The organism is Stenotrophomonas sp. YJH_SMC_53 (genome assembly GCF_059369995.1).
Window position 1 is genome coordinate 52,115 of sequence record NZ_JCAFTF010000014.1, and the last position, 13,202, is coordinate 65,316.

At 67.4% G+C, this 13,202-nt stretch carries 13 protein-coding genes; 6 read left to right on the top strand and 7 right to left on the bottom strand.

Annotation, left to right across the window (positions count from 1 at the left end; genetic code table 11):
• Positions 1 to 47: 47 nt before the first annotated feature.
• The 4 genes from prpF to prpB form a co-directional block, all read right to left on the bottom strand.
• Positions 48 to 1,226 carry a 2-methylaconitate cis-trans isomerase PrpF gene (gene prpF, locus AC5P7X_RS18195; RefSeq protein WP_005418353.1) on the bottom strand — a complete coding sequence of 393 codons (1,179 nt, stop codon included), beginning with the start codon at positions 1,224 to 1,226 and terminating at the stop codon, positions 48 to 50.
• A 51-nt stretch (positions 1,227 to 1,277) separates the two neighbouring features.
• Positions 1,278 to 3,896, bottom strand: a complete 2,619-nt coding sequence (acnD, locus tag AC5P7X_RS18200; protein ID WP_495215243.1) for a Fe/S-dependent 2-methylisocitrate dehydratase AcnD — start codon at positions 3,894 to 3,896, stop codon at positions 1,278 to 1,280.
• Positions 3,897 to 3,993: 97 nt separating this feature from the next.
• A complete protein-coding gene (gene prpC, locus AC5P7X_RS18205) occupies positions 3,994 to 5,151 on the bottom strand; it encodes a bifunctional 2-methylcitrate synthase/citrate synthase (protein ID WP_005418357.1) in 1,158 nt (385 codons plus the stop codon).
• A 35-nt stretch (positions 5,152 to 5,186) separates the two neighbouring features.
• Positions 5,187 to 6,080, bottom strand: coding sequence for a methylisocitrate lyase (gene prpB / locus AC5P7X_RS18210; RefSeq protein WP_005418360.1), 894 nt, complete (start codon positions 6,078 to 6,080; stop codon positions 5,187 to 5,189).
• Positions 6,081 to 6,234: 154 nt separating this feature from the next.
• Here prpB and prpR point away from each other — a divergent pair, with 154 nt between their 5' ends.
• On the top strand, positions 6,235 to 7,818 hold the full coding sequence (prpR, locus tag AC5P7X_RS18215; RefSeq protein WP_329843189.1) for a propionate catabolism operon regulatory protein PrpR: 1,584 nt from the start codon (positions 6,235 to 6,237) through the stop codon (positions 7,816 to 7,818).
• A gap of 74 nt (positions 7,819 to 7,892) precedes the next feature.
• Here the strand turns inward: prpR and AC5P7X_RS18220 are convergent, their stop codons facing one another.
• Both AC5P7X_RS18220 and pdxH read right to left on the bottom strand, forming a co-directional pair.
• Positions 7,893 to 8,240: a YqfO family protein gene (locus tag AC5P7X_RS18220; protein WP_329843191.1), complete on the bottom strand. Its 348-nt coding sequence runs from the start codon at positions 8,238 to 8,240 to the stop codon at positions 7,893 to 7,895.
• 9 nt (positions 8,241 to 8,249) lie between these two features.
• Positions 8,250 to 8,849 (bottom strand): pyridoxamine 5'-phosphate oxidase, encoded by a 600-nt coding sequence (pdxH, locus tag AC5P7X_RS18225; protein WP_329843193.1) that lies wholly within the window; start codon positions 8,847 to 8,849, stop codon positions 8,250 to 8,252.
• A gap of 40 nt (positions 8,850 to 8,889) precedes the next feature.
• Here pdxH and AC5P7X_RS18230 point away from each other — a divergent pair, with 40 nt between their 5' ends.
• Positions 8,890 to 9,717 (top strand): kinase, encoded by an 828-nt coding sequence (locus tag AC5P7X_RS18230; protein WP_206620461.1) that lies wholly within the window; start codon positions 8,890 to 8,892, stop codon positions 9,715 to 9,717.
• A 6-nt stretch (positions 9,718 to 9,723) separates the two neighbouring features.
• On the opposite strand, the gene AC5P7X_RS18235 is transcribed toward AC5P7X_RS18230, so the two are convergent.
• The gene (locus AC5P7X_RS18235; RefSeq protein ID WP_005410663.1) at positions 9,724 to 9,927 is read right to left on the bottom strand and encodes a dodecin family protein; all 204 of its coding nucleotides are present in this window, start codon (positions 9,925 to 9,927) and stop codon (positions 9,724 to 9,726) included.
• A gap of 98 nt (positions 9,928 to 10,025) precedes the next feature.
• Between AC5P7X_RS18235 and AC5P7X_RS18240 the strand changes: the two genes are divergently transcribed.
• The 4 genes from AC5P7X_RS18240 to hemE all read left to right on the top strand — a co-directional run bounded on the left by AC5P7X_RS18240 (position 10,026) and on the right by hemE (position 13,127).
• A complete protein-coding gene (locus tag AC5P7X_RS18240; protein WP_053498926.1) occupies positions 10,026 to 10,568 on the top strand; it encodes a shikimate kinase in 543 nt (180 codons plus the stop codon).
• The gene (gene aroB / locus AC5P7X_RS18245; RefSeq protein WP_005418377.1) at positions 10,565 to 11,677 is read left to right on the top strand and encodes a 3-dehydroquinate synthase; all 1,113 of its coding nucleotides are present in this window, start codon (positions 10,565 to 10,567) and stop codon (positions 11,675 to 11,677) included. Before AC5P7X_RS18240 ends, aroB begins: the two co-directional genes overlap by 4 nt.
• A gap of 102 nt (positions 11,678 to 11,779) precedes the next feature.
• Entirely contained in the window at positions 11,780 to 12,019 is a 240-nt protein-coding gene (locus tag AC5P7X_RS18250; protein WP_053498927.1) for a WGR domain-containing protein, read from the top strand.
• Positions 12,020 to 12,044: 25 nt separating this feature from the next.
• The gene (gene hemE / locus AC5P7X_RS18255; RefSeq protein ID WP_032954409.1) at positions 12,045 to 13,127 is read left to right on the top strand and encodes a uroporphyrinogen decarboxylase; all 1,083 of its coding nucleotides are present in this window, start codon (positions 12,045 to 12,047) and stop codon (positions 13,125 to 13,127) included.
• Positions 13,128 to 13,202 lie beyond the last annotated feature (75 nt).

The window sequence follows — 13,202 nt, forward strand, 5'->3', positions numbered from 1 at the left end:
CTCTGCGGCCCGGTAGTCGCCAACCTTGGTTGGCGTTCACCAACGCATCACTCGACCGGTACCCGCACCTTGCCTTCCATCAGCACGCGGGCGCTGCGGCTCATGATGGCCTTGGTCACCGTCCATTGGCCGTCAACGAGACCGGCCTGCGCACCCACGCGCAACGTGCCGGAGGGATGGCCGAAGGTCACCGCTTCGCGTTCGCCGCCTCCAGCAGCGCGATTGACCAGCGTGCCCGGAATCGCTGCCGCGGTGCCGATCGCCACGGCAGCGGTACCCATCATCGCGTGGTGCAGCTTTCCCATCGACAACGCACGCGCATGCAGGTCGATCGCCGAGGCCGGAATGACCTTGCCACTGGACGACACGTAGTCCTGCGCCGGTGCCACGAAGGCCACCTTCGGCGTGTGCTGGCGGGTCGCCGCATCTTCCAGGTTCTTGATCAGCCCCATGCGCAAGGCGCCGTAGGCGCGGATCTTCTCGAAGCGCTCCAGCGCCCCCTTGTCCTCGTTGATCGCAGGCTGCAGTTCGGTGCCGGTGTAGCCCAGGTCGGCCGCATTGAGGAAGATGGTCGGAATGCCGGCGGTGATCATGGTCACCTCGAAACTGCCCACGCCCGGCACGTCCAGGGTGTCGACCAGGTTGCCGGTCGGGAACATCGCGCCCGCATCGCCGTCATCGGACGGATCGATGAACTCCAGCTGGATCTCGGCGGCCGGGAAGGTCACGCCATCCAGCTCGAAATCACCGGTCTCCTGCACTTCGCCATCGCGCATCGGCACGTGGGCGATGATGGTCTTGCCGATGTTGGCCTGCCAGATGCGCACGGTGCACAGGCCGTCGCGTGGCACGCGGGACGGATCGATCAGGCCGTTGGCGATCGCGAACGGACCCACCGCAGTGCTGAGGTTGCCGCAGTTGCCGCTCCAGTCGACGAAGGCGGTGTCGATCGAGACTTGGCCGTACAGGTAGTCCACATCGTGGTCCGGCACCGAGGCGGTGGAAATGATCACGCATTTACTGGTGCTGGAGGTGGCGCCGCCCATGCCGTCGGTCTGCTTGCCATACGGATCGGGCGAGCCGATCACGCGCATCAGCAGCGCATCGCGTGCGGCGCCCGGCACCTGCGCGGCGTCGGGCAGGTCCTGCAGGCGGAAGAACACGCCCTTGCTGGTGCCACCGCGCATGTAGGTGGCGGGAATACGGAGTTGCGGGAGGAAGGTCATGGATGTGTTCCTTGCAAAGAAAGACGGCCCGTTGCCGGGCCGTCGGATGTCTTACGCCACCTTGGCGCCTTCCAGGAAGTCCTGCGCGAAGCGCTGCAACACGCCACCGGCCTCGTAGATCGCCACTTCCTCGTCGCTGTCCAGGCGGCAGGTGACCGGCACGATCACGTCCTGGCCGTCGCGGCGGTGGATGACCAGCGTCAGCTCGGCGCGCGGGGTGCGCTCGCCGACCACGTCGAAGGTCTCGGTGCCATCGATGCCCAGGGTCAGGCGGGTGGTGCCCGGCTTGAACTCCAGCGGCAGCACGCCCATGCCGATCAGGTTGGTACGGTGAATCCGCTCGAAGCCCTCGGCCACGATCGCCTCCACGCCAGCCAGGCGCACGCCCTTGGCGGCCCAGTCACGCGAGCTGCCCTGGCCGTAGTCGGCACCGGCAATGATGATCAGCGGCTGCTTGCGCTCCATGTAGGTCTCGATGGCTTCCCACATGCGCATCACCTTGCCTTCCGGCTCCACGCGCGCCAGCGAACCCTGCTTCACGCTGCCGTCGTCGTTGCGCACCATCTCGTTGAACAGCTTCGGGTTGGCGAAGGTGGCGCGCTGCGCGGTCAGGTGGTCACCGCGGTGGGTCGCGTAGGAATTGAAGTCCTCTTCGGGCAGGCCCATCTTCGCCAGGTACTCACCGGCGGCACTGGAGGCCAGGATCGCGTTGGACGGCGACAGGTGGTCGGTGGTGATGTTGTCCGGCAGCACCGCCAGCGGACGCATGCCCGACAGCGTGCGCTCACCGGCCAGTGCGCCCTCCCAGTACGGCGGGCGACGGATATAGGTGCTCTGCGGGCGCCAGTCGTACAGCGGGCTGACTGCGGCACCGTTCTCCACGCGCACGTTGAACATCGGGTTGTAGACCTTGCGGAACTGCTCGGGCTTCACCGAGGCCTTCACCACCGCGTCGATCTCGGCATCGCTCGGCCAGATATCCTTCAGGCGCACCTCGTTGCCGTCGGCGTCCACGCCCAGCACGTCCTTCTCGATGTCAAAGCGCACGGTGCCGGCGATGGCATAGGCGATCACCAGCGGCGGCGACGCCAGGAAGGCCTGCTTCGCATACGGGTGGATGCGGCCATCGAAGTTGCGGTTGCCCGACAGCACAGCCGTGGCGTACAGGTCACGGTCGATGATCTCCTGCTGGATGGCCGGATCGAGCGCGCCGCTCATGCCGTTGCAGGTGGTGCAGGCGAAGGCGACGATGCCGAAGCCCAGCTTTTCCAGGTCCGGCAGCAGGCCGGCCTCTTCCAGGTACAGCTGCACCGCCTTCGAGCCGGGCGCCAACGATGACTTCACCCACGGTTTGCGCAGCAGGCCGCGCTCGTTGGCCTTGCGTGCCAGCAGGCCGGCAGCGATCACGTTGCGCGGGTTGGAGGTGTTGGTGCAGCTGGTGATGGCGGCGATGATCACCGCGCCATCCGGCATCAGGCCCTGCGCCTGCTCGGCCTTGCCCGCTGCCAGCTTGCCCTCGTCGGCGATGCCGCGCTCGGCCAGCTCGGCGGTCGCCACGCGCTTGTGCGGGTTGGACGGGCCGGCCATGTTGCGCACCACGCTGGACAGGTCGAAGCGCAGCACGCGCTCGTACTGTGCGGTGGCCAGGTCGTCAGCCCACAGGCCGGTGGTGCGCGCATAGTTTTCCACCAGCGCCACCTGCGATTCCTCGCGCCCGGTCAGGCGCAGGTAATCGATGGTCTGCCCGTCGATGTAGAACATCGCGGCGGTGGCGCCGTATTCGGGGCACATGTTGGAGATGGTGGCGCGGTCACCGATGGTCAGTGCCGCCGCTCCCTCGCCGAAGAATTCAAGGTACGCGCCGACCACGCGCTCCTTGCGCAGGAATTCGGTCAGCGCCAGCACCACGTCGGTGGCGGTGATGCCCGGCTGCGGCCTGCCGGTCAGCTCGACGCCGATGATATCCGGCAGTCGCATCCACGAGGCACGACCGAGCATCACGTTCTCGGCTTCCAGGCCGCCCACACCAATGGCGATCACGCCCAGCGCATCCACGTGCGGGGTGTGGCTGTCGGTGCCCACGCAGGTGTCGGGGAAGGCTACGCCGTCCTGCACGTAGATCACCGGCGACATCTTCTCCAGGTTGATCTGGTGCATGATGCCGTTGCCCGGCGGAATCACGTCCACGTTCTCGAACGCCAGCTTGGTCCAGTCGATGAAGTGGAAGCGGTCTTCGTTGCGGCGATCCTCGATCGCGCGGTTCTTCTCGAACGCCTGCGGATCGAAACCACCACACTCCACCGCCAGCGAGTGATCGACGATCAGCTGCACCGGCACCACCGGATTGACCTTGGCCGGGTCGCCGCCCTTGTCGGCGATCGCATCACGCAGGCCAGCCAGGTCGACCAGTGCGGTCTGGCCGAGGATGTCGTGGCACACAACGCGCGCCGGGAACCACGGGAAATCCAGGTCACGGCGGCGCTCGATCAGCTGCTTCAGCGAGTCGCCAAGCGTGGCCGGATCGCAGCGGCGTACCAGGTTCTCGGCCAGCACGCGCGAGGTGTACGGCAGGGTGGCATAGGCGCCGGGCTGGATCGCATCGACGGCAGCGCGCGCGTCGAAATAGTCCAGCGCGCTGCCGGGGAGGTTCTTGCGGTAATCGGTATTCATGGGCTGGCGGAATGCTTGGGGCGGGCCGGGTGCCGGCGGTGCGGCGGCGAAAGCATCCGGCCGGCACGCGGCCGGCCGGATGGGGACAGCAGGTGGATCAGACGCGCTTGTCGATGGCGACGAAGTCGCGGTCTTCCGGACCGATGTAGTTGGCGCTCGGGCGGATGATCTTGCCGTCGATGCGCTGCTCGATGATGTGCGCGCTCCAGCCGGCGGTGCGCGCGATCACGAACAGCGGGGTGAACATCGCGGTCGGCACGCCCATCATGTGGTAGCTGACGGCGCTGAACCAGTCCAGGTTCGGGAACATCTTCTTGATGTCCCACATCACCGATTCCAGGCGCTCGGCGATGTCGTACATCTTCATGCTCGACTGTTCTTCGGACAGCTCGCGGGCCACGTCCTTGATCACCTTGTTGCGCGGATCGGAGACGGTATAGACCGGATGGCCGAAGCCGATCACCACTTCCTTGCGCTCGACGCGGGCCTTGATGTCTTCCTCGGCCTCATCCGGATTGTCGTAGCGCTTCTGCACTTCGAACGCCACTTCATTGGCGCCGCCGTGCTTCGGGCCACGCAGTGCGCCGATGCCACCGCAGATCGCGCTGTACATGTCGCTGCCGGTACCGGCGATGACACGACAGGTGAAGGTCGAGGCGTTGAACTCGTGTTCTGCGTACAGGATCAGCGAGGTGTGCATCGCCTTCACCCACGAGTCCTGCGGCTTCTCGCCGTGCAGCAGGTGCAGGAAGTGGCCACCGATCGAGTCATCGTCGGTTTCCACGTCGATGGCACGGCCGTTGTGGCTCCAGTGGTACCAGTACAGCAGCATCGAGCCGAGGCAGGCCATCAGCTTGTCGGCAATGTCGCGCGCGCCCGGATGATTGTGGTCATCCTTCTCCGGCGCCACGCAGCCGAGCACGGACACACCGGTGCGCATCACGTCCATCGGGTGTGCCGACGGCGGCAGTTCTTCCAGTGCGGCCTTCACCGCGGCCGGGATGCCACGCAGCGACTTCAGCTTGGCCTTGTACGAAACCAGCTCGGCGCGGGTCGGCAGCTTGCCGTGCACCAGCAGGTAGGCGATTTCCTCGAACTCGCTGGTGTTGGCCAGGTCCAGGATGTCGTAGCCACGGTAATGCAGGTCGTTGCCACTGCGGCCCACGCTGCACAGCGCGGTGTTGCCGGCGGCGGTGCCGGACAGGGCGACGGACTTCTTCGGCTTGAAGGTCGGGGTTGCGGTCGTATCGTTCATGTTTCCCTCCGAAACTTGATGGTGCAGGGTACTGCTTATTTCTTGGCGGCGAACAGCGCATCGAGCTGCTGCTCGAAGGCGTGGTAGCCGATGCGGTCGTAGAGTTCTTCGCGGGTCTGCATGGTTTCCACCACGTTGCGCTGGTGGCCATCGCGGCGCACCGCCTGGTAGACGTTCTCGGCCGCCTTGTTGGCCGCGCGGAACGCCGACAGCGGGAACAGCTGGATCGCAACACCGGCCGAAGCCAGTTCATCGCGGCTGAACAGCGGGGTGGCACCGAATTCGGTGATGTTGGCCAGCACCGGCACCTTCACCGCGTCGACGAAGCGACGGTAGGTGTCCAGGTCGTAGGCCGCCTCGGCGAAGATGCCGTCGGCACCGGCCTCGACACAGGCAATGGCGCGCTCGATGGCCTTGTCCACGCCGTCCACCTGGATGGCGTCGGTACGCGCGATCAGGAAGAAGTCCGGATCGGTCTTGGCATCGGCGGCAGCCTTCACGCGGTCGACCATTTCACCCTGCGAGACGATCTCCTTGCCCGGACGGTGACCGCAGCGCTTGGCGCCAACCTGGTCTTCGATGTGGCAGGCGGCCGCGCCGGCCTTGATCAGCGACTTCACGGTGCGCGCGATGTTGAACGCACTCGGCCCGAAGCCGGTATCGATGTCCACCATCAGCGGCAGGTCGCAGACATCGGTGATGCGGCGCACGTCCACCAGCACGTCTTCCAGGGTGTTGATGCCCAGGTCCGGCAGGCCCAGCGAGCCCGCGGCAACACCGCCGCCGGACAGATAGATGGCGCGGAAGCCGGCGCGCTTGGCCAGCAGGGCGTGGTTGGCGTTGATGGCGCCGATCACCTGCAGCGGCGATTCGGCAGCAAGCGCCTCACGGAAGCGAGCACCGGCGGAGAAAGGGGCGGAAGCGGTCATGCGGCAATCCAGGTTGGAGAACGGATAGGTAGGCGCAAGCACCATGCCAAGCTGCAAGCCGTTGATTTCACGGGGATGACCGCCACGCAATAGTGAAACGTATGAAACACTGAAACGGATGTATCATGAAACATCACGTCGACCTCCAGCCGCCATGTACCTGCCCCGCTCACCCCTGCGCCACGCCGACACCGACCCCGGTCGCCCGGTGATCTGGACGGTCAGCGTCTCGCGCCTGACCGGCCTGCTCGGCGATGTCATTCCCGAATTCGATCGACGCGCGCGCATCGAGCAGATCAACCTAGGTTTCGAGGAAGCGGTGGATGTGATCGGCCAACGCCTGCGCCGCGAGCATTGCGACGTGGTCATCGCCGGCGGCTCCAACGCGGCCTGGCTGCGCGGTCGGCTGGAGCTGCCACTGGTGCCGATCCAGGCCAATGGCTTCGACCTGATGGAAGCGTTGGCCCGTGCCCGCCGCATCGCCAGCCGCATCGGCCTGGTCACCCACGCCAGCGACGTACCGGCGTTCAGCAACTTCCAGCAGAGTTTCGGCCTGGATATCGAGCACCGCCGCTTCGTCACCCGCGAGGATGCGCGCGACTGCATCGCCGACCTGCGCGCCAACGGCATCGAGGTCATCGTCGGCACCGGCATGGCCATCGACCATGCCGAACAGGCCGGCCTGCCGGGGGTACTGCTCTATTCGGCCGACTCGGTGCGGCAAGCGTTTGAACATGCGCTGGAGCTGACCCAGGCGCTGGCCCGCTCCAGCGGCAACCGAGCCGCCCCGCGCCGGCGCCCGGCAGCGCGTGCCGACACGCATGAACTGCTCGGCGACAGCCAAGCGATGGCCCAGGTGCGCGCACAGATCGCGCTCTATGCACCGCATGACAGCACCGTACTGGTGACCGGCGAAACCGGCACCGGCAAGGAGCTGGTGGCGCGGCAGCTGCACGCAGCCAGTGGCCGTCGCGGACGCTTCGTGGCGCTGAACTGCGGCGCCATCAGCGAATCACTGCTGGAAGCCGAACTGTTTGGCTACAGCGATGGTGCCTTCACTGGTGCACGGCGCGGTGGTCGCGTGGGCCTGGTCGAGGCCGCCGATGGCGGTACGTTGTTCCTGGATGAGATCGGCGAACTGCCGCTGCCGTTGCAGACCCGCCTGCTGCGCGTGCTGGAAGAACGCGAGGTGCTGCGTGTCGGCGCTACCGAACCGACGCCGGTGGACCTGCGCGTGGTGGCCGCGACCCTGCAGTCGCTGGAGCAGCGCGCGGCGACCGGCAGCTTCCGTCGCGACCTGTATTACCGGCTGGCCGCACTACGCATCGCCCTGCCCCCGCTGCGTGCGCGGCGCAGTGACATCCCGCTGCTGGCACAGCACTTCTTCCGCCAGCTGCGTGGCATCGACGCGCCACTGGATGAGGATGCACTGGCGTTGCTGAGCGCGGCCGAGTGGCCGGGAAACGTGCGCGAACTGCGCAATCTGGTGGATCGACTACGCATCCACTGGCAGCCTGGGGAAGGATTGATCGATGCAGCGCGCCTGCTGCAGCTCGCGCCCGAGCTGGTGAAGGAAGGTATCGCCACACTGCCAGTGGAAAGCAACGGCAAGCGCCCACCGCGTGCGCAGCTGGAAGCATTGCTGCATGAACACCGCAATGACCGCGAGGGCATGGCGCAGGCGCTGGGCGTATCACGCACGACGCTGTGGCGCTGGCTGCGCGCGGAGGGGTTGTAACCACTCATTGCCTGGTGGGTGCGAACCTTGATTCGCACCGTTCTTCAAGCATCCCATCCACGCATGGCGTGGATCTACTTGGCCAGCAGCAGCTCGACTTCCTCCACCTGCACCACCGGCACCCGCCATGGATGATGCGGCACGATGCCCTGCTCGAAGATGCGCTGCAACCGCAGCGGATCCCGAGGCAGGCAGAACTCCAGGCGCACGCTGTCGACCACTTCGGTGCGCCCCACCTCACCCTGCGCGGGCGACGCACCCACGCGCGGGCGGAACTGCTCGAACCCCGGCGCCGACCACCACATGCCGTGCTCGTAGTCACCCCCTGCCAGGGCATCCACCGCAAGGATGCCCTGCTTCACTGCGTCCAGTGCTGCCGACGGCACGAACACCACCACGCGGTACAGCGGCAGGCGTTGCATCAGTCAGCCTTACGGGTACAGCAGGCGCTTGCTCCAGCGCCCTTCCGCACCGGCTTCATAGCACCAGCGCTCGTGCAGGCGGAACTGCGCGCCGTACCAGAACTCGATGCGGTCAGGCACCACGCGCAGGCCGCTCCAGCCGTCCGGGCGCGGCACGTCCTGGCCCTCGAAGCGGGCTTCGACCTCGGCCACGCGCGCGTCGAATTCCTCGCGCGTGGCCAGCGTCTTCGACTGCTGCGAAGCCCAGGCGCCGATCTGGCTCATCCGCGGGCGGCTGGCGAAATAGGCGTCGGCCTCGGCATCGGCCACCTGCTCGGCACGACCCTCGATGCGCACCTGGATGCCGGCCTCGCGCAGGCTGCGCCACAGGAACAGCAGTGCAGCCTGCGGATTGGCCTGCAGCTCCCGGCCCTTGTGGCTGTCCAGGTGGGTGTAGAACACAAAGCCACGCTCATCGAACGCCTTCAGCAGCACGGTGCGCGCCGAGGGACGGCCGTGCGTATCGGCGGTGGCCACGGTCATGGCGTTCGGCTCGACCTCGCGGCTCTGCCTGGCCTCTTCGAAGAGGCTGGCAAACGTGGACAGGGCTTCGGCGTACAGGTCGCTCATGATTGCGTTCTTCTCACACGGATTGGGCTATTGTGGCTGCATGGCCGCTGCTGCGTATATGCCCCAGGTGAAAGGATTCCCCGAAACATTGGCCGAACAGGTGCTGGACGACGCACTGGGCAGTGGCGCAGCGGTTCCAGTATTGGCGATCAGCGGCCTGCAGGGGAGCGGCAAATCGACGCTGGCCGCGCAGGTCGTGGCCCGCGCCCAGGCACGCGGCCTGAACGCCGCCACGCTGTCCATTGATGATGTCTACCTGACCCGCGCACAGCGGCAGCGGCTGGCCCGCCAGGTGCATCCACTGCTGATCACCCGGGGCCCGCCGGGCACCCATGACCTGCCGCTGGCCCACGCAGTGCTGGATGCGGTGGCCGCGCGCCAGCCCTTCGCGATGCCGCGTTTCGACAAGCTGGCCGACGAACGCCTGCCCGAAGCGCAATGGCCGCACCTGCACCAACCGCTGGACCTGCTGGTGTTCGAAGGCTGGTTTCTGGGCACGCCCGCGCAGGATGACAACGCGCTGGACAGCCCGTTGAACGCGCTGGAGCGCGAGGCCGACGCCGATGGCCGCTGGCGGCGCTGGTGCAACCAGGCGCTGGCCCGCGACTACCCGGCGCTGTGGCAGCGCTACGACCGGCTATGGTTCCTGCAGCCGCCGGATTTCTCGGTGGTACCGCGCTGGCGCTGGCAGCAGGAGCAGAACCTGCAGGCCTTTCAGCCAGGCCGGCACGGCATGAGCCGGCCACAGCTGGAGCGCTTCGTGCAGTACTACGAGCGGGTCAGTCGGCAGGCACTGCACACCCTGCCCGCCCTCGCCGACCACGTGGTGGTACTGGACGGCCAGCGCCAAGTGCAGGACGTGCGCTGAGCACGCCTATTCCACCAGGAAGGTCACCCGCAGGTTGACCCGCCATTCGGTGATCTCGCCGCTGCCATTGGTGACCACCTTGGTCTCGTTCACCCAGGCGCCCTGGATGCCCTTGACCGTCTCGGAGACCTTCTTCAGCCCGCTGCGCACGGCGTCCTCCACGCTCTTCGGCGAGGAGGCGGTGATTTCGATGACCTTGGCGACTGTCATGGCCTGTACTCCGGCTGGCGCGGGAGACCCCGCTGGAACGCCTACCCTGACGTGAAGAACGTAAAGGCCAGGGCACGGAGGTGTTAGCATCAGAGGGCATGAATCCTGCTCCGAACCTGATCCTGATCGGCCCGATGGGCGCCGGCAAAACCTGCATCGGCCGCCGCTTGGCCGAGCGCTTCACGCTGGACTTCGTCGATGTCGACCAGGCCATCGTCGATGCCGCCGGTGCCAGCATCCCGACCATCTTCGAGCACGCCGGCGAAGCCGGTTTCCGCAACCATGAACGCGAGGCCCTGGCCCGTGTGCTGGAAGGCCGCAGCCAGCTGGTCTCCACCGGCGGCGGCGCGGTGCTGGACCCCGGCAACCGTGCACTGATCGCCCGCCGCGGCTTCGTGGTCTACCTGCGGGTCAGCGTGACCGCGCAGCTGGAACGCCTGGCCCGCGACAAGGGCCGGCCGCTGCTGCAACGCCCGGACCGCGAGCAGGTGCTGCACGACCTGGCCGCACACCGCGACCCGCTATACCGCGAACTGGCCGACCTCACCCTCGATACCGACCCGTACACCGCTGCCGATGCGACTGCCCAGCTGGTGGTCAAGCTGGCCACGCAATGGCAGCGCCAGGACCTGACTGCATGACTTCCCCCGCCCTGCTGCAGGTCGCCGTTGGCGGCGACCGCCCCTACACCATCACCATCGGCGCCGGTGCGCAGGCCGATGGCGCTGCACTGGCCGCGCACGTTCGCGGCCGCCATGTGCTGCTGCTCAGCGACAGCGAAGTCGCCCCGCGCTATCTGGCGCCGGTGAAGCAGACCCTGCTGGCCGCGCGCCCCGACCTGATCATCGGCGAGCACGTGCTGGCCGCCGGTGAGGCCTCCAAGACGCTGGCCGAATTCGGCCGCGCGATCGAAGCGCTTGCGGCGCTCGGCGCCACGCGCGACGCCTGTGTCTTCGCCCTCGGCGGCGGCGTGGTCGGTGACCTTGCCGGATTTGCCGCCGCCTGCTGGATGCGCGGCGTGGACTGCGTGCAGCTGCCGACCACCCTGCTGGCGATGGTCGATTCGTCGGTGGGCGGCAAGACCGCCGTCGACATCCCGGCCGGCAAGAACCTGGTCGGCGCCTTCCATCCGCCGCGTGCGGTCATCGCAGATACCCGCGTGCTGGCCACCCTGCCGCCGCGCGAACTGCGTGCAGGCCTGGCCGAAGTGGTGAAGTACGGTGCGCTGGGCGACGCGGTGTTCTTCGAATGGCTGCAGCAGCATGCCGATGCGCTGGTCGCCGGTGAAGACCACGTGCTTTCCGAAGCCATCGCGCGCAGCTGCCGGCACAAGGCCGCCATCGTCGAGCGCGATCCGTTCGAGAAGGGCGAACGTGCCCTGCTCAACCTCGGGCATACCTTCGGCCATGCCATCGAAACCGAGCAGGGCTACTCGGCTCCAGGCCGCGATGCGCTGAACCATGGCGAGGCGGTGGCGGTGGGCATGGTGCTGGCGGCGAAGCTGTCCACCGACCTCGGCCTGGCCGACGATGCCGACCGCGCTCGCCTGCAGGCACTGTTGGAACGCCTCGGCCTGCCGGTGGCGATCCCGGCCGGGCTGGACCCGCAGGCCCTGCTCGGCCGCATGCGCCTGGACAAGAAGAACGTGGCCGGCCGCCTGCGCCTGGTGCTGTGGCGCGGCATGGGGCGCGCCGAAGTGGTGCCGGACGTCGATGAAGCGGCGGTACTGAAGGTGCTGTCAGCCAGGTAGAGCCGGCCGCTGGCAGGCTCCTCCACGCATGAAGTTGCCGGCCAGCGGCCGGCACTACCACGTTGCGGCAGGGGTCACCCCTGCCCCGCTACAATCGGCGCCATGCACGTCTACCTGCAACATCCCGACGCCGGTGCGCAGGCACCGCGTTTCCTGCGCCTGAGCCTGCAGCCGGACCTGTTCGGCGGCTGGGAGCTGCTGCGCGAGAGCGGCCGCGTCGGCAGCCGCTCGCAGCTGCGGCGCGAGCTGTTCCTGCAGGCCGACGACGCCCGCCACGCCTTCGAGAAGGCCCGCGATGCCGAACTGCATCGCGGCTTCCAGATCCTTTCGCACGGCGACTGACGCCGCTGCTCCTCCCGTCCAAGGAATGCCCATCGTGACCAGCCCTCTCCGCAACGATCGCCTGCTGCGCGCCCTGCGCCGCGAACCGGTGGACTGCACCCCCGTCTGGCTGATGCGCCAGGCCGGCCGCTACCTGCCGGAATACCGCGCGACCCGGGCCAAGGCCGGTAGCTTCCTGGCCATGGCCAAGACCCCGGAGATCGCCTGCGAAGTCACCCTGCAGCCGCTGCGCCGCTTCCCCCTGGACGCAGCCATCCTGTTCTCGGACATCCTCACCATTCCCGATGCGATGGGCCTGGAGCTGTACTTCGTCGAAGGCGAAGGCCCGAAGTTCCGCCATCCGGTGCGTGATGAAGCGGCCATCGCCAAGCTGGCGGTGCCGGACATGGAGCAGGACCTGGGCTACGTGATGGATGCGGTCCGCCTGATCCGCCGCGAGCTGGACGGCCAGGTACCGCTGATCGGCTTCTCCGGCAGCCCCTGGACGCTGGCCTGCTACATGGTGGAAGGCGGCGGCAGCAAGGATTTCGCACGCATCAAGGCGATGGCGCTGAACCACCCGCAGGCGCTGCACCGCCTGCTGGAGGTCACCACCGAAGCGGTGATCGCCTACCTCGGTGCGCAACGCGCGGCCGGTGCGCAGGCGCTGCAGGTGTTCGACACCTGGGGTGGCGTGCTGTCCCCGGCGATGTACCGCGAGTTCTCGCTGCGTTACCTGCAGCGGATTGCACAGGGCCTGGATCGCGGCGAAGGCAGCGAGCGCACGCCGCTGATCCTGTTCGGCAAGGGCACCGGCCTGCACCTGGAAGCACTGTCGCAGACCGGCGCCGATGCACTTGGCCTGGACTGGACGCTGGACCTGGACGAAGCAATGCGCCGCACCGGTGGTCGCGTCGCGCTGCAGGGCAACCTCGACCCGACCACGCTGTACGCCTCGCCGGATGCGATCGCCACGGCCGCAGCGCGCGTGCTCGACACCTATGCCGCCGGCAACGGCGGCTCGCGCGAAGGCCATGTGTTCAACCTGGGCCATGGCATGTCGCCGGACATGGACCCGGCGCATGTGCAGGTCCTGGTCGACGCGGTGCACGCGCACAGCCAACGCTGAGCATTCCGCATGCCATCACGGCGCGATGTTGATCGCGCCGTGACCCGCAGTGCGCGATCATGGCGGCCCCCACGC